Annotated in this window: 19 protein-coding genes; 12 read left to right on the forward strand and 7 right to left on the reverse strand. The window is 68.2% G+C overall.

Translation table 11 applies throughout. The features are described 5' to 3' along the window. Positions 1-8: 8 nt before the first annotated feature. The 5 genes from AC1DWT_RS21665 (at position 9) to AC1DWT_RS21685 (ending at position 2,297) form a co-directional block, all read left to right on the forward strand. Positions 9-470 carry a MarR family winged helix-turn-helix transcriptional regulator gene (locus AC1DWT_RS21665; RefSeq protein WP_072949569.1) on the forward strand — a complete coding sequence of 154 codons (462 nt, stop codon included), beginning with the start codon at positions 9-11 and terminating at the stop codon, positions 468-470. 22 nt (positions 471-492) lie between these two features. Next, on the forward strand, positions 493-969 hold the full coding sequence (locus tag AC1DWT_RS21670; protein WP_477922125.1) for a carboxymuconolactone decarboxylase family protein: 477 nt from the start codon (positions 493-495) through the stop codon (positions 967-969). Between the two features lie 117 nt (positions 970-1,086). Continuing rightward, on the forward strand, positions 1,087-1,641 hold the full coding sequence (locus AC1DWT_RS21675; protein WP_072949574.1) for a YceI family protein: 555 nt from the start codon (positions 1,087-1,089) through the stop codon (positions 1,639-1,641). A 193-nt stretch (positions 1,642-1,834) separates the two neighbouring features. Next, a complete protein-coding gene (locus AC1DWT_RS21680) occupies positions 1,835-2,074 on the forward strand; it encodes a DUF6400 family protein (protein WP_072949576.1) in 240 nt (79 codons plus the stop codon). Further along, on the forward strand, positions 2,061-2,297 hold the full coding sequence (locus AC1DWT_RS21685; RefSeq protein WP_072949578.1) for a hypothetical protein: 237 nt from the start codon (positions 2,061-2,063) through the stop codon (positions 2,295-2,297). Before AC1DWT_RS21680 ends, AC1DWT_RS21685 begins: the two co-directional genes overlap by 14 nt. Positions 2,298-2,316: 19 nt before the next feature. On the opposite strand, the gene AC1DWT_RS21690 is transcribed toward AC1DWT_RS21685, so the two are convergent. After that, positions 2,317-3,099, reverse strand: coding sequence for an IclR family transcriptional regulator (locus tag AC1DWT_RS21690; protein WP_206014294.1), 783 nt, complete (start codon positions 3,097-3,099; stop codon positions 2,317-2,319). A gap of 198 nt (positions 3,100-3,297) precedes the next feature. Between AC1DWT_RS21690 and AC1DWT_RS21695 the strand changes: the two genes are divergently transcribed. The 3 genes from AC1DWT_RS21695 to AC1DWT_RS21705 are packed head-to-tail and all read left to right on the forward strand — an operon-like array spanning position 3,298 to position 5,956. Then, the gene (locus AC1DWT_RS21695; protein WP_378683835.1) at positions 3,298-4,065 is read left to right on the forward strand and encodes a CoA transferase subunit A; all 768 of its coding nucleotides are present in this window, start codon (positions 3,298-3,300) and stop codon (positions 4,063-4,065) included. Continuing rightward, positions 4,062-4,724 (forward strand): 3-oxoacid CoA-transferase subunit B, encoded by a 663-nt coding sequence (locus AC1DWT_RS21700; protein ID WP_072949585.1) that lies wholly within the window; start codon positions 4,062-4,064, stop codon positions 4,722-4,724. The genes AC1DWT_RS21695 and AC1DWT_RS21700 overlap by 4 nt, the downstream gene beginning before the upstream one ends. 32 nt (positions 4,725-4,756) lie before the next feature. Next, entirely contained in the window at positions 4,757-5,956 is a 1,200-nt protein-coding gene (locus tag AC1DWT_RS21705; protein ID WP_276140464.1) for an acetyl-CoA C-acetyltransferase, read from the forward strand. Positions 5,957-5,992: 36 nt separating this feature from the next. Here the strand turns inward: AC1DWT_RS21705 and AC1DWT_RS21710 are convergent, their stop codons facing one another. Beyond that, positions 5,993-6,655 (reverse strand): enoyl-CoA hydratase-related protein, encoded by a 663-nt coding sequence (locus tag AC1DWT_RS21710; protein ID WP_072943521.1) that lies wholly within the window; start codon positions 6,653-6,655, stop codon positions 5,993-5,995. Then, a complete protein-coding gene (locus AC1DWT_RS21715) occupies positions 6,655-7,290 on the reverse strand; it encodes a TetR family transcriptional regulator (RefSeq protein WP_477922129.1) in 636 nt (211 codons plus the stop codon). The genes AC1DWT_RS21710 and AC1DWT_RS21715 overlap by 1 nt, the downstream gene beginning before the upstream one ends. Positions 7,291-7,443: 153 nt before the next feature. Here AC1DWT_RS21715 and AC1DWT_RS21720 point away from each other — a divergent pair, with 153 nt between their 5' ends. Further along, positions 7,444-8,886, forward strand: a complete 1,443-nt coding sequence (locus tag AC1DWT_RS21720; RefSeq protein WP_072943532.1) for a sugar porter family MFS transporter — start codon at positions 7,444-7,446, stop codon at positions 8,884-8,886. Positions 8,887-8,922: 36 nt separating this feature from the next. Further along, positions 8,923-9,282: a universal stress protein gene (locus AC1DWT_RS21725; RefSeq protein WP_477922131.1), complete on the forward strand. Its 360-nt coding sequence runs from the start codon at positions 8,923-8,925 to the stop codon at positions 9,280-9,282. 43 nt (positions 9,283-9,325) lie between these two features. On the opposite strand, the gene AC1DWT_RS21730 is transcribed toward AC1DWT_RS21725, so the two are convergent. Further along, positions 9,326-10,402 (reverse strand): LacI family DNA-binding transcriptional regulator, encoded by a 1,077-nt coding sequence (locus AC1DWT_RS21730; RefSeq protein WP_477922133.1) that lies wholly within the window; start codon positions 10,400-10,402, stop codon positions 9,326-9,328. A gap of 86 nt (positions 10,403-10,488) precedes the next feature. On the opposite strand from AC1DWT_RS21730, the gene AC1DWT_RS21735 reads away from it, so the two are divergent. Both AC1DWT_RS21735 and AC1DWT_RS21740 read left to right on the forward strand, forming a co-directional pair. Next, positions 10,489-11,673, forward strand: coding sequence for a Gfo/Idh/MocA family protein (locus tag AC1DWT_RS21735; RefSeq protein WP_477922135.1), 1,185 nt, complete (start codon positions 10,489-10,491; stop codon positions 11,671-11,673). Between the two features lies 1 nt (position 11,674). Beyond that, positions 11,675-12,676: a Gfo/Idh/MocA family protein gene (locus tag AC1DWT_RS21740; RefSeq protein WP_477922137.1), complete on the forward strand. Its 1,002-nt coding sequence runs from the start codon at positions 11,675-11,677 to the stop codon at positions 12,674-12,676. Positions 12,677-12,680: 4 nt separating this feature from the next. On the opposite strand, the gene AC1DWT_RS21745 is transcribed toward AC1DWT_RS21740, so the two are convergent. From AC1DWT_RS21745 to AC1DWT_RS21755, 3 genes are all read right to left on the reverse strand, one after another. After that, complete coding sequence (locus AC1DWT_RS21745) at positions 12,681-13,310, reverse strand: nucleoside/nucleotide kinase family protein (RefSeq protein WP_477922139.1); 630 nt, start codon at positions 13,308-13,310, stop codon at positions 12,681-12,683. A gap of 20 nt (positions 13,311-13,330) precedes the next feature. Then, the gene (locus AC1DWT_RS21750; protein WP_477922141.1) at positions 13,331-13,744 is read right to left on the reverse strand and encodes a hypothetical protein; all 414 of its coding nucleotides are present in this window, start codon (positions 13,742-13,744) and stop codon (positions 13,331-13,333) included. Between the two features lie 133 nt (positions 13,745-13,877). Next, positions 13,878-14,716 (reverse strand): RNA-guided endonuclease InsQ/TnpB family protein (locus AC1DWT_RS21755; RefSeq protein ID WP_477922143.1); only part of this gene is annotated, 839 nt, incomplete at its 5' end.

The following is a 14,716-nucleotide window of genomic DNA, read 5'->3' on the forward strand; positions in this document are numbered from 1 at the left end:
CTGGTCCCGTGGAATCGACCAGATGGCTCAGCGCCGAAGAACAGAACACGTGGCGCGCCTACCTGGACGCCACCCGACTACTCCTGCAGGCGCTCGATCGGCAGCTCACCCGCGACTCCGGAATCTCGTTCACGGACTTCGAACTTCTCGTCGTGCTGTCGGAGGCGCCGCAGCGGCAACTGCGGATGCGGGAACTCGCCGACGCGGTCACCACGACGCGCAGTGGCGTGACCCGGGCGATCAGCCGGCTGGTCGAGGCAGGCTGGGTGCGGCGGCTGGAGTGCAAGGACGACAAGCGGGGAATGCTGGCCGAGCTGACCGACGCCGGCGCCGAGAAGCTCGCCGCCGCCAGCCCCGGACACGTGGCGGAGGTGCGCCGCGACATGTTCGACCTGCTCTGCCCCCGGGACGTCGCCATCCTCGGGCACGACTTCGGCGAAATGCGCGCCCACCTGCAGGAGAACCCCTGAGCCACCCACCGAAAGGCCGGTCATGAGCAGCACGTCAACGGAGAACGACTACGTCCACATCGACAAACGGAGTCCGGCCGTCTATCAGGCGCAGATCGGCGTCGCCAAGGCCATCCGTCACGCGACCACCGAGGCCGGGATGGACCGGCGGTTCGTCGAGTTGATCAACGTCCGCGTCTCCCAGATCAACCGCTGCGCGTACTGCCTGGACGTGCACGTCGCCGCGGCGATCGCGGCGGGCGAATCCCAGCAGCGTCTCGCAGTTCTGCCTGCCTGGCGGGAGACGACACTGTTCTCCGAACGCGAGGTCGCGGCCCTCACCCTGGCCGAGTCGATCACCACGCTCCCGGACGCGCACCGCCAGGACGCCGACTACGCCTTCGCGCGGCGGTTCCTGTCCGAGCAGGAGATCTCCACGGTGAGCTGGATCGCCGTCACGATGAACGCGTTCAACCGGATCTCCATCGTCAGCCGCCATCAGGTCCGGCCGAAGCAGTAACCGCAGCTCACCCACCCTCCGCAGATTTTAGTTGACATCGCAACGACTTCCCCCTACCTTAGTAGTTGCAGATTCAATTACCTCGATTCGAGTGCCGTTCACCGTCAAGGAGTTTTCATGACCACCGCCACCGCCACCCTCCCCAACCTCACCGCCGGAACCTGGACCATCGACACCGTCCACTCCACCGTCGGCTTCTCCGTCCGCCACCTCATGGTCAGCAAGGTCCGCGGCACGTTCAACGACTTCGCAGGCGCGATCACCGTCGCCGAGGACGGCACCACTGCCGTCACCGCCGAAATCCAGGTCGCGTCCATCGACACCAAGAACACCGACCGCGACGCCCACATCAAGTCCGCCGACTTCTTCGACGCCGAGCAGTACCCCACCGCCACCTTCACCTCCACCGCCGTCCGCGCCAAGGGCGACGACTACGTGGTCGAGGGCGACTTCACCCTCCACGGCGTCACCCGGCAGGTCGAGCTCGCCCTCGAGTTCAACGGCGTCAACCCCGGCATGGGCAACGGGCCGGTCGCCGGCTTCGAAGCCACCACCGTCCTCAACCGCAAGGACTTCGGCATCACCATCGACATGCCCCTCGAAGGCGGCGGCGCCGTCGTCGGCGACAAGATCACCATCACCCTCGAGATCGAGGCCGGCCTTCAGGCCTGACCCACCCGCACCACCGGAACCACCCGCGCCCCGTCGTCCACCCGGACGACGGGGCGCGTCGTTGTGAACACGACGCAACACTTTCGATCGACGTGATCCAGGTCATTGTGATCTTGGGCAGGCTCGAGTGACCCTGACCCCTTCGATGTCGGAGCCCGTTCGATGTCGGCGACTGCGAAACGAAGGTGACCACATGGGTAGCGACTCCGAACTCTCGTTCGCTCTCGACCTCACGCTGGACGAAGCGCGTCGGCGCACCGCTGTCCTCGAAGCGATCGGCGAGGACTGGGATCCCGTCGCCGTGCTGGCGGAGGAAGAGCGGGCCTACGACATGCTGTATTCCGGGCTCGACCCCGAGCAGCAGCGCATCTACGACGAACTGGTGCAGGCAGGTGTGCTCCCGGATCGGACGGTGGGCCGTGTTGCCGATTGATCCCACCGCGGACTTCTCCCGTCGTGCCTGGTTGCCCTGCCCGGGCTGCGACCACGGCTCGTCCTGCGGCGACTGCGGGTCCGGCCGCAACTGCCACCGGCACTGGCAGTACCTGCTGAGCAATCAGGGAACCACCGTGCACCTGCAGTGCCCCGACTGCACGCACGTGTGGAGCATCGACACCCGCCACGGGCGGCCGGGGCGTCGCCGGAAGGCCGCGTAGGCGGGGTCCGACCGCTGGTTCAGCCGCGGCTCCGCGGCCGGTCGGCGAGTAGCTGGGTGAGCCGGTGTGCCTCGCGGAGGAGGAATTCTCCCAGTTCGCGACGTCGTTCCTCACGGAACCGGCTCTCCACCCCGGTGATGCTCAGCGCCCAGGCCGGTGATCCCTGGGTGTCGAAGACGGCGGCGCCCATCCCCCAACTGCCCTCGACGAGCAGTCCGGGGTTGACGGTGTAGCCGTTGAGGCGGGTCTCCGCGATGCGCTCGGCGATCTTCTCCCGGCTGTGCTGCGGCCCCCATTCGCCGGTGACGTCCGCGCGCGTCAGGTACTCGTCGATCTCGCGGTCCGGCAGGTGCGACAGGATGACCATCCCCGCCGTCGCCACCCCGAGCGGAAATCGGATTCCGATGTGCAGCACGTGCGAGCGCAGCGGGAAGCTGCCCTCCTCGCTCGCAATGCAGACCGTTTCGTCGCCGCGGCGAGCGGACAGGAACACGCTTTCGCCGGTCTCGCGGGCGAGATCGCGGAGGATGTCGCGGGACCGGTCCGTGATGTCGTACCTGCTGGCGGCGAGCGAGCCGAGCAGGTACAGCTCGGGTCCGAGCGACCATTTGCCCGACTTCAGGTCGCGGTCGACCAGCCCCTCCTCGGCCAGCGAGACGAGGAGGCGATGCACGGTGGGGCGGGCGAGGCCCGTCTCCCGCGCCAGGGCGGACGTCGAGGATCCCGACGATTCGAGCGCCGCGACGGCCCGCAGGATCGATCCCACCCGGTGAATGACCTGTGGTCGCTGCGCCTCGTTCATGACCGGAGTATACGTCCACTCAGTGAACGCTCTTGTTCACGACGTCCAGACCGCGAGCAACATGTCCAATCTCCTTGAAATGCATGAAGCGACCCCTTTTAGTGGAGCAAAGCCCGTCGCAGAGGTCGTCCACTGGATGGACGAAATGTCGCGGGAAGGCGGTATCGCCGGGTTCGGCGGCCAGAAGAAAGGATGCACATGGGATCGAGAGTGTTCGACACCCCGGAAGAAGCTGTCGCGGACGTGTCCGACGGCGCGACGATCGCCGTCGGCGGATTCGGCCTGTGCGGAATCCCCGACTCGCTGATCCGCGCGCTCGCCGAGTCGGGTGTCGGGAACCTCGAGGTCTTCTCCAACAACTGCGGTGTGGACGACCACGGGCTCGGGATCCTGCTGGGCGCCCGCCAGATTCGCCGTGTCACCGCGTCCTACGTCGGCGAGAACAAGGAATTCGCCCGCCAGTACCTCTCCGGCGAGCTCGAGGTGGAACTCACCCCGCAGGGCACGCTGGCCGAACGCCTCCGGGCCGGCGGTGCGGGCATCCCCGCGTTCTTCACCCCCGCCGGTGTCGGCAGCCCGGTCGCCGACGGCGGCCTGCCGTGGCGCTACGCCGCCGACGGTTCCGTCGCGCTCGCGTCGCCCGCCAAGGAAACCCGGCAGTTCGGCGACAAGCGTTACGTCCTCGAACTCGGCATCACCGCCGACTTCGCCCTGGTCCACGCGCTGCGCGGCGACACCGCCGGCAACCTGGTCTTCGACAAGACGGCCCTGAACTTCAACCCCCTCGCGGCCATGGCCGGGAAGGTGACCATCGCGCAGGTCGAGGAACTCGTCCCCGCAGGCACCATCGATCCCGCCCAGGTGCACCTGCCCGGAGTCTTCGTTCAGCGCATCGTCGAGACCGGGCCCCAGAACAAGCGGATCGAGAAGCGGACAGTCAGCAGCACGGAAGGAGCCACTCGATGACCGGCACCAACGGATGGACACGTGACCAGATGGCCGCCCGCGCGGCCGCGGAGATGGTCGACGGCGAATACGTCAACCTCGGCATCGGACTGCCGACGCTCATCCCCGGATACCTCGGCACCGACGTCACCGTCACGTTGCATTCGGAGAACGGGATCCTCGGCACCGGCCCCTACCCCACCGACGAGAACGTCGACCCCGACCTGATCAACGCGGGCAAGGAGACGGTCACCGTCAACGCCGGAGCCGCGTTCTTCGATTCGGCGCTGTCGTTCGGCATGATCCGCGGCGGCCACATCGACACCGCCGTCCTCGGCGGCATGCAGGTTTCCCGCACCGGCGACCTCGCCAACTGGATGGTCCCCGGCAAGATGGTCAAGGGCATGGGCGGCGCGATGGACCTCGTGCACGGGGCGAGCCGCGTCATCGTCCTCATGGAACACACCGATCGGGACGGCAACCCCAAGATCATCGACACCTGCACCCTGCCGCTGACCGGCCAGGGCGTCGTCAACCGCATCATCACCAACCTCGCCGTCATCGACGTGGTCGGCGACGGCACCCTCGCCCTGCGTGAGGTCGCCCCCGGTGTCACCGTCGACGACGTCGTCGCCGCCACCGGAACCCCCCTCGAGATCCGCGAATCCGCGCTCGTCTGACCGACATTCGACACGACACCAAGGACACTCCCATGACTTCACGCACCAGGTCCGTCATCGTCGCCGGGGCCCGGACCCCCGTCGGCCGGCTGACGGGTTCGCTCGCCACCCTCTCCGGATCCGATCTCGGCGGCATCGCCATCAAGGGCGCCCTCGACAAGGCCGGCGTGGCACCGGAACTGGTGGAGTACGTGATCATGGGGCAGGTCCTCACTGCCGGCGCCGGTCAGATCCCGGCCCGGCAGGCCGCGGTCGCCGCGGGCATCCCGATGTCGGTGCCCGCCGTGACCGTCAACAAGGTGTGCCTGTCGGGTCTCGACGCCATCGCGCTCGCCGACCAGCTGATCCGCGCCGGCGAGTTCGACGTCGTCGTCGCCGGTGGGCAGGAGTCGATGTCCCAGGCGCCGCACCTGCTCCCGGGCTCACGGGGCGGGTTCAAGTACGGCGACACCACCCTCGTCGACCACCTCGCCTACGACGGCCTGTACGACATTTTCACCGACCAGGCGATGGGCGCACTCACCGAGACCCGGAACGCGACCACCGACAAGATCGGTCGCGAGGAGCAGGACGCCTTCGCCGCCGCCTCGCATCAGCGTGCCGCGGCCGCGTGGAAGAACGGCCTCTTCGACGACGAGGTCGTTCCCGTCACCATCCCGCAGCGCAGGGGTGAGCCGCTCGTCGTCACCGAGGACGAGGGCATCCGCGCCGACACCACCGCCGAGTCGCTGTCGAAGCTGCGTCCCGCGTTCAGCAAGGACGGCACCGTCACCGCCGGGTCCGCGTCGCAGATCTCCGACGGCGCCGCGGCCGTCGTGGTGATGAGCAAGGCCAAGGCCGAGGAACTGGGACTGGAATGGATCGCCGAGATCGGCGCCCACGGCGTCGTCGCCGGTCCGGATTCGACGCTCCAGCAGCAGCCCGCCAACGCCATCGACAAGGCCTGCGCCCGAGAGGGACTCGACGCGTCCGCCCTCGATCTCGTCGAGATCAACGAGGCGTTCGCCGCCGTCGGCATCGAGTCGACCCGGCAACTCGGAATCGACCCGTCGAAGGTCAATGTCAACGGCGGCGCCATCGCCATCGGGCATCCGCTCGGCATGTCGGGTGCGCGGGTCGTGCTGCACCTCGCGCTCGAACTGAAGCGACGCGGCGGTGGAACCGGCGCTGCCGCGCTGTGCGGCGGCGGCGGACAGGGCGACGCCCTGATCCTCCACGTGCCGGGAGAATGACCCCTACTCTCGCCCAGTAGGTTTCGTATCAGCCGGTTATGACCGGCCCGTGGCGAGCGCGGCGACGGCCGGCGCGAACATGGTCGACTTGATCGCACCGAGCGTGCCGGCGTCCTTCCCCGCGAGCGGGGAGATCAGGTCGACAGCGGCACCCAGGACCGCGCCTTCGGGCGCGGTCCCGTCGACCAGCCCGCTGGTGTGCGCCTCGGTGCCGCCGTACCGGTGGCCGGTGGTCATTGCGGTGATCGCGGTCTGCGGCGTCAGCTTGGCCTGGATCAGCGCCGCCATGCCCGGGGTGAACGGGATGTGGATGTCGACCTCGGGGAAGCAGTAGAACCCGCGGTCCGACCGCATCACCCGGTAGTCGTGGGCGATTCCCAGCATGGCGCCCGCGCCGAACGCGTGCCCGTTGACCGCGGCCACCGTCGGCAGCGGGAGCGTCAGAATGCGGCTGAACAGGGCCTGCACGCGCCCGACGTACCAGTCCGCGCGGTCGCCGTTGGCCAGCAGCCACTCCAGGTCGAGGCCGTTGGAATAGAACTTTCCGGTGGCCGTGGTGACCAGGGCCTGCGCGCCGTGCTCGTGCGCGTCGTCGAGGAGACCGTCGACGGTGTCGAGCCACTCGGGGGAGAAACGGTTCTCGTCGTCGCCGAGGTCGAGGACGGCGATCTTGTCCCGGTAGGTCAGGGTGGCGGTCATCAGGAACCTTTCGTGGTGCTGTCGTGACGTTTCCCCGGGGGCGGGGGGTCGAGGGTGAGGACGGCGCGGACCGCCACCTCCAGGCGCCGGCGCACGGCGTCGTCCGGTTTCCGCCGGGCACGGAGCAGCAGTCCGGTGGGGAGTCCGACGACGCACGCTTCGATCACCTCGACCGCGCGACCGTCCCTGCGCCCCCACAACGCCAGCGCCAACCGAACGAACAGGTCGACGAGGACGGAGTCGAGGCGCGCCAACTCGTCCGCGACGTCCTCGGGGACGTCGGATCCGAGCAGTTCGTCGCGGCGCACGGTGAGCAGGAGCCGCGACGACTGCTGGAACTTCTCGGCGAAGACGGCCGGGGTGTCGGCGGCCGCGACGACGGCGTCCACGGGACCCCGCTCCAGCGCGTGCTCGACCGATTCCTGTTGCAGGTCGAGGAATCGGTGCGCCGCCCGCAGCCATGCGCGTCCGACGAGCCCTCCGCGGGAGCCGAATGCGTGATAGATGGCGCCGTTGGACATCTCCGTGGCGGCGGCGACCGCCCGCAGCGTCACCGCGCTCGGCCCGCCCTCGACGGCCAGCCGTTCGGCGGTGTCGAGCGCGGCGTCGAGGTCGTGGACGCGTGGCCTGGGCATACGGCGAACGATAACAGATCATGCGTTCTATTACCTGTCGGTAGGTACTGGCCTACCGCGCGATGGGAGCCGTTCGATGATCGGCTAGCCGTTGTGCCCCGAGTCACAATGGGTTAGCTTTGTCCGGACATAAACACATTACGTGTTCTGCACATGGAATACGTCGAGGAGATGTTCATGGCCAGCGATCTCACCCGAACTACCGCCCAGCACCTGCCCGCCGACGCGCCTGGACGGCACTCGCACAGGCTCGGCGTCATCGCCGTCGTCGCCACCTTCGGCGGCCTGCTCTTCGGATACGACACCGGAGTCATCAACGGCGCACTCGAACCGCTCAAGGAAGACCTCCAGCTCACCTCGTTCACCGAGGGCCTGGTGGTGAGCATCCTGATCTTCGGCGCCGCGATCGGCGCCCTCATCGGCGGCCGGATGTCCGACCGGTACGGACGCCGGCACAACATCCTGGTACTCGCGATCATCTTCATGATCGGCACGCTCGGCTGCGTGCTGTCCCCCACGTGGGAGATACTCGCACTGTTCCGCTTCATCCTCGGCCTCGCCGTCGGCGGCGCATCCGCGACCGTGCCCGTCTACCTCGCCGAGATCTCCCCCGCCGAACGGCGCGGCAGCGTGGTCTCCCGCAACGAAGTCATGATCGTGTGCGGGCAGTTCGCCGCATTCGTGATCAACGCCGTCATCTTCAACATCTGGGGTGAGCACGAGAGCGTCTGGCGCTTCATGCTCCTGATCGCCGTCGCTCCGGCCATCGTCCTGTTCGCCGGAATGCTGAGGATGCCGGAGAGCCCGCGCTGGCTGATGTCGCAGGATCGGCACGACGAAGCGCTCGCCGTGCTCCTCCAGGTCCGGTCCCCGGAGCGGGCGCGTGCCGAACTGGAGGAGGTCCAGGCGCTCGCGGAGGAAGAGAAGCTCGCGCAGACCGGCGGTCCCGCGGACCTGTCGGTGAAGTGGATCCGCCGCCTCATCTTCATCGGCGTCGGCCTCGGCGTGTTCCAGCAGGCCACCGGCATCAACTCGGTGATGTACTACGGCACCCAGCTGCTCGGCGACGCCGGATTCTCCTCCAACGCAGCCATTGTCGCGAACACCCTCAACGGACTGTTCAGCGTGCTCGGCGTCCTCACCGGCATCGCCCTGATCAACCGGATCGACCGTCGCAAGATGCTCATCGGCGGGTTCGTGCTCACCACCACGTTCCACCTCCTCGTCGGCCTGTCGGCCTTCCTGCTGCCCGACGGCACCGCGAAGGCCTACTTCATCCTCGTGTTCGTGGTTCTGTTCGTCTTCTCGATGCAGGGCACGATCGGTCCCCTGGTGTGGCTGATGTTGTCGGAGATCTTCCCGCTGAAGATCCGCAGCTTCGCCATCGGCATCTGCATCTTCATGCTGTGGATCGCGAACGCGATTGTCGCGCTCGTCTTCCCGCCCCTCGTGGCAGCACTGGGAATCGCGGCCACCTTCTTCATCTTCGCGGGCCTCGGCGTGCTGGCTCTCGTGTTCATCACCACCCAGGTCCCGGAAACCCGCGGCCGCTCCCTCGAGGAACTCGAAGAACAGTTCCGGCGCGAGTATTCGTGACCGTCTCCGCACCGAGTCCCGTGAAAGGTTGACCTCATGACAGTGCTCGTAGCAGTGACCGATACCTCCGAAGGATCGCACGCCCTCCTCGCCGGCAAGAAGGAAGCCGCGATGCTGGACACCGATCTGCTGGTGGTGAACCTCTCCCTCACCGAACCCGAAGAGGTGCACACCCTCGCGGACGGCGGGGTGACCGTCCTCGACCGGATCGGCCGCGGCGACCGCGATCCCGCAACCGCGGTGCTGGATCTGATCGACGACCGGCCCGACATCGAACGCCTCGTGATCGGGGTCAAGCGCCGCAGCGCGGTCGGCAAGGCCCTGCTCGGCAGCGTGAGCCAGCGCCTCATCCTGCAATCACCGATCCCGGTTCTCGCGGTCAAAAGCCCTCAGTAGAAGCTGGTTTCACGTTCCAGCGCGGCGCCCGGCAGCAGGGAGGTCACCCCTTCCCGCCGCCGGGCGCCGCTGTCGAACGGCGAACACTGAGCGTCGGCGTGTGCAGGTGGATGCGCCGCGACTGCGTCGGTCGCTCCAGCCGCTGCAGCAGGAATTTCGCGGCCTGCGCACCGACCGCGAAATTGCCGTTGTTGACCGACGTCAGCGACAGGTGCCGGATCCGTGCGAGATACGTGTCGTCGTACCCGACGAGCGAGAGGTCGTCGGGGACTCTCAGGCCGCGGTCGTCGGCCGCCGACAGCGCCCCGACGCACGTGACGTCGTTGAACGCGAGGATCGCCGTCGGCCGGGGTTCGGCATCGAGTACACGACCGGCCGCGACGTATCCGCTCTCCTCGGTCATGCCCGCGAACTGCACGGACGCGAGGTCGCCGCACCCGGCCTCGGTCATCGCCTCGGTGAATCCGTCGCGGCGCAGAGTGCCCACCACTCCGGGACCCTGCAGGTACGCGATCCGCCGATGGCCGAGGTCCAGTAGATGCCGGGTGGCCAGCCGGGCACCGGCGATGTCGTCGTCCGCCGCGATGTCGACGTTCGGCAGACTCGGTTCGTGGGTTCCGGCGAGGACGACGGGGACGAGGGCCGCGGCCCGTTCGATCGCGGGGCCGGCGTCGGTGGTGCCCACCACCACCAACCCGTCGATCCGCTGCGACAGCAGGGTCTCGACGGTGTCCCGCCCGACGCGCTGATCCAGATGACTGTCGGCCAGCACCGGCGCGACTCCGACGGCGTCGAGTGTCGTCGTCATGCCCTCGAGCAGTTCGACGAACCAGGGGTTGCGCAGGTCGTTCAACATCACCCCGACTGTGCCGCTGCGCGATTCGGACAGTCCGCGGGCGATGGTGTTCGTCCGGTAGTCGAGTTCCTTCATGGCCTGCGTGACCATCTCGCGGCGGGCGGGGCTGACGTTCGCCTCGCCGCGGAGCACCCGGGACACCAGCGATTTCGACACCCCCGCCCGCGCGGCCACGTCGCGGATCGTCGGTGGGCGAAACGACGACGCTCCCGGCGCCACGTCCGCCGCCTCACCCTCGGCCGTGCCGCGATCTGATTCGTTCACGAGGGACAGCATATGGAGCCGGGGCCGTGTTACGCTCATCACAACTGGGACCGGTCCACGTTTGTCCCTTTCCGGAAGGAGCCGAGTTGAGCAAGCACGGAAGTTTGCGACTGTCCGCGGGCATGGTCGGCGGCGGACAGGGCGCCGACATCGGCAAGACCCACCGCTACGCGATGCGCCTGGACGACCGATACGACCTGCAAGCGGGAGTCTTCGGACGAGACAGCGCGTCGTCGGCGCAGATCGCGGAGAGCCTCGGCGTGACGGCCGAGCGCACCTACCGCGACCACCGGGAGATGGCCGAACGGGAATCCACCCGCGAGGACGGCGTCGACGTGGTGGCCGTGACCACCCCGAACGACAGCCACTTCGACATCGCGCGCACATTTCTGGAGGCCGGCATCTCGGTGGTGTGCGAGAAGCCCCTCACCCGCGACTCGGAGTCGGCAGCGGAACTCGTCGCGATTGCCGAGTCGTYCGGCGCCATTCTGGCTGTTCCGCACTGCTATTCGGCCTACGCCATGGTCCGGCACGCGGCCCGGATGGTGCGCGACGGCGACCTCGGACGCATCCGGTTCGTGGCGGTGGAACACGCGTCCGGCTGGGCGGCGGCGGCCCTCGAACTCGGCGAGCACCGGCAGGCGCGGTGGCGTACCGACCCCGACATCGCGGGATTCCCCAGCGTCGTCGGCGATCTCGGTACCCACGCCTTCCAGCTGTTGCGCTTCGTCACCGGTCTCGAGGCGACCCGGGTATCGGCCGAACTGGACACCCTCGTCCCCGGGCGGCGGGTGTTCGACAACGCCACCGTGCGCCTCACCCTCTCCAATGGGGCACCCGCGACGCTCTGGGCGAGCATGGCCGCCACCGGCAACGAGCATGGCCTGCGCATCCGGGTCTTCGGCGACACCGCGAGCATCGAATGGCGGCACGAGGATCCGCACCACCTGACGGTCCGCGACCTCGACGGCGCCACCACGATCCTCGCGCAGGGAATGCGCACGCTGTCCGAGGACGCCGCCCGGCTCACCCGTCCCGGTCTGGGACACCCCGAGGGCTTCCTCGAGGCGTTCGCGAACTTCTACCGCGACCTCGCGGACGAACTCCGCGCCCGCCGCGACGGCGAGCCCACCACCCTCCGCGATCTGTCCTTCCCCACCGGACGCGACGGGCTGATCGGCGTCCAGTTCGTCGAGGCGACGGCCGCCTCCGACGCCGCCGACTCGGCCTGGGTCGTTCCCGCTTTCGCACACGAAAAGGTCGGTATCTGACATGCAGCGTTTCGCCCTCATCGGAGCCGGGTTCATCGGCGGCGTTCACGGCGCCAACCTCGCGGCGCACCCCGACGTCGACCTGGCACTCGTCTTCGACATCGACCTCGCGCGCGCGACGGACCTCGCCAAGCGGCACGGCAGCCGCGCGACCACCGATCTCGCGGAAGTCTTCGATTCCACGGCGATCGACGCCGTCTTCATCGCGTCGTCCACCGACACCCACGCCGAGCATCTCCGCACCGCGGCGACGGCGGGAATCCCGGCCCTGTGCGAGAAGCCCATCGACCTCGACCTCTCGCGCGCCGTCGACGTCGTGCGTTTCGCCGACTCCCGGTCGCTGCGGGCGATGGTCGATTTCAACCGCCGCTTCGATCGCGACTACGCCGAGCTGCAGCGGGTGGTCGCGTCCGGCGAGATCGGCTCGGTCGAGCTGATCCAGATGACCAGCCGTGGCCCGGCGATGCCGCCGCTCGAGTACATCGCCGTCTCGGGCGGGCAGATGCGCGACCAGACCGTCCACTTCTTCGACCTGGCGCGGTGGATATCCGGGCTCGACCCCGAGTCGGTGTTCGCGACCGGTTCCACGCTCGCCGAACCCCGCCTCGCCGAGTACGGCGACGTCGACACGTCGGCAGTCACGCTGCGCCTGCCCGGCGGCGCACTCGTCCAGATCGACTGCACCCGGCGGATCGGCTACGGCTACGACGAACGCATCGAGGTGCTCGGTTCCACGGGCATGGTCGAGGCGCGACGTCAGCGCGCCGGGTCCGTTTCCCGGTACAGCGCGGGCCGCGTGGTCGACGACGGGATGCACACGGGATGGTTCGAGAGGATCCGGGCCAGCTACCGCATCGCACTCGACCACTTCGTCGACGCGCTGGAGAACGGCGCCGCCATCGGACCCACCCTGTCGGAGGCATTGAAGGCGCAGGCGATCGCCGAGGCCGCGACCCGCTCGCTCACCAGCGGTCGCATGGAGCCCATCGAGTACCCGGCCTGAAGGGTCACACCGGGTCGCCGCGGACGACGACGTCGGCCCGGGCGCAGCCGGGTGCGATCAACGCGGCGTTGCGTTCGTCGCTGCGCCGCACCCACTCTCGCGCCTCGTCGGGTGACTTGCCGAACCGGACGTGCCGCTCGACGAGGCGCGCGACGCGCTCGTCCCCGTCCGGGGCGAGGAACCACGCTTCGTCGAGCAGGGCACGCACCGCCGACCACGGTCCCTCGTCGAGGAGGAGGTAGTTGCCCTCGGTGATCACCAGCGGAACGTCCGGCGGGACGGCGATCGACCCGGCGTACGACTCCTCGACCTCGCGGTGGAACTGCGGGGCGTACACCGTCTCGCCGTTCGGTTCCCGGATCCGGTGCAGCAGTGCCACGTACCCGGCGGCGTCGAAGGTGTCCGGTGCGCCCTTGCGTCCGGCCCGGCCGAGGCGGGCCAGTTCCGCACCCGCCAGGTGGAATCCGTCCATCGGCACGACCACCGCGGACGATCCCAGCGCCGTCAGCACCGCCGCGGCCACCGTGCTCTTTCCCGAGCCCGGCGGTCCCGCGATGCCGAGAACGCGGCGCGTGCCCGGTTCGGCCAGCGCCCGGGCACGCGCGACGAGTTCTTCGAGTCGACCGTCGTCCATAGGCAGACCGTAGTCCCCGCTCAGCCCACAACTCGTGGTGCACGTGTGGGTGCGTCCTCCGTCGCGGCGGAACGCCAGGTCGTCCCGAGCACCGCGGTGATCAGCCGGTCCTGGACCGCCACGAGGATCAGCGTCATGAGGCAGCCGTAACCGAAGACGACGAGCAGCCAGAGCAGGTTCAATTCCGGCGCGCCGTCGACGAGCATCGGGGTCACCATCGTCACGAGCAACGACTCGATCAGCCCCAGCAGCACCGCGGGGACGACTCCGAAGGGTGTGCGCCCCAGCAGGATCGGGTGCACCGACAGAATCAGGAAGATGACGAGGGCCACGCCGACCCCCATCATCAGTTCGAACGGCACCCCGGGCAGGGCGTCCTTGACGAGCAGGAACAACCCGGCCCAGCCGACGCCGCACGCGAAACTCAGAAACATCCCCAGCAGGGCCTTCGGCGGCGCCTGGAGCGTGAAGAAAAGCTTGACTTCCTCTCGGCCGTGAACGACCGAGATTCCCCTCGAGACTCGCGTCCCGAGGTTCCTGTTTCACCGACAGTCGCCACCCCGCACGTTATGTGCGAGGTGGTCTCACACCGTCTCCGCAGGCTGCCACCGTCAGTCCGACGGCCAAAATGTTCCTTGCCGCGTTCACGTCGCGGTCGTGGACGACGCCGCACCGGCACGTCCACTCCCGCACGTCCAGCGGCATCGCCAAGGCGACCGCCCCGCACACCGAGCAGGTCTTCGACGACGGACAGAACCGATCGATCACCACCACCCGCCGCCCGTACCAGTCGGCCTTGTACTCGAGCATCGACCGGAACTCGGACCACCCCGCATCCGAGATCACCCGAGACAACGACCGATTCTTCACCATATTCCGCACACTCAGATCCTCGACGGCGATCACTTGATTTTCGCGCACCAGCCGAGTGGAAAGTGTGTGCAGATAATCGCGGCGCCGATCAGCGATCCGACCATGAATCTTCGCGACCTTCAGTCGGGCCTTGGCCCGGTTCCGGGACCCCTTCTGCTTCTTGGCCAGTGCCCGCTGCGCCTTCACCAGCCGCTCGCGGTCCGTGCGCTCATGGCGCGGATTGGTGATCTTCTCCCCCGTCGACAGCGTGTACAGGCTCGTGATCCCGGCATCGAGCCCCACCACCCGATCGACCGGCTCGAGCTCGCTGATCGTGTCCTCGACGAGGATCGAGATGTGGTACTGACCGCGGGCATTGCGCGACACCGTCACCTGCGACGGCACCGCCCCCTCCGGCAGCGGCCTCGACCACCGAATATCCAGGGGTTCGGACTGCTTGGCCAACCGGACCTGCCCACCCCGGTAGGTGAAGCAGTTCGAGAAGTAGGTCGCCGACTCCTTCGACTGCCCCTTCTTCTTGAACTTCGGGTAGC

Source organism: Rhodococcus sp. P4_B6, from assembly GCF_056402215.1.

Coding starts and splice junctions, on each gene's coding strand:
- AC1DWT_RS21700 (WP_072949585.1), top strand. CDS start 4,062: ATGACCGGCACCAACGGATGGACACGTGACCAGATGGCCGCCCGCGCG.
- AC1DWT_RS21705 (WP_276140464.1), top strand. CDS start 4,757: ATGACTTCACGCACCAGGTCCGTCATCGTCGCCGGGGCCCGGACCCCC.
- AC1DWT_RS21670 (WP_477922125.1), top strand. CDS start 493: ATGAGCAGCACGTCAACGGAGAACGACTACGTCCACATCGACAAACGG.
- AC1DWT_RS21680 (WP_072949576.1), top strand. CDS start 1,835: ATGGGTAGCGACTCCGAACTCTCGTTCGCTCTCGACCTCACGCTGGAC.
- AC1DWT_RS21690 (WP_206014294.1), bottom strand. CDS start 3,099: ATGAACGAGGCGCAGCGACCACAGGTCATTCACCGGGTGGGATCGATC.
- AC1DWT_RS21725 (WP_477922131.1), top strand. CDS start 8,923: ATGACAGTGCTCGTAGCAGTGACCGATACCTCCGAAGGATCGCACGCC.
- AC1DWT_RS21745 (WP_477922139.1), bottom strand. CDS start 13,310: ATGGACGACGGTCGACTCGAAGAACTCGTCGCGCGTGCCCGGGCGCTG.
- AC1DWT_RS21740 (WP_477922137.1), top strand. CDS start 11,675: ATGCAGCGTTTCGCCCTCATCGGAGCCGGGTTCATCGGCGGCGTTCAC.
- AC1DWT_RS21715 (WP_477922129.1), bottom strand. CDS start 7,290: ATGCCCAGGCCACGCGTCCACGACCTCGACGCCGCGCTCGACACCGCC.
- AC1DWT_RS21675 (WP_072949574.1), top strand. CDS start 1,087: ATGACCACCGCCACCGCCACCCTCCCCAACCTCACCGCCGGAACCTGG.
- AC1DWT_RS21695 (WP_378683835.1), top strand. CDS start 3,298: ATGGGATCGAGAGTGTTCGACACCCCGGAAGAAGCTGTCGCGGACGTG.
- AC1DWT_RS21710 (WP_072943521.1), bottom strand. CDS start 6,655: ATGACCGCCACCCTGACCTACCGGGACAAGATCGCCGTCCTCGACCTC.
- AC1DWT_RS21720 (WP_072943532.1), top strand. CDS start 7,444: ATGGAATACGTCGAGGAGATGTTCATGGCCAGCGATCTCACCCGAACT.
- AC1DWT_RS21750 (WP_477922141.1), bottom strand. CDS start 13,744: ATGTTTCTGAGTTTCGCGTGCGGCGTCGGCTGGGCCGGGTTGTTCCTG.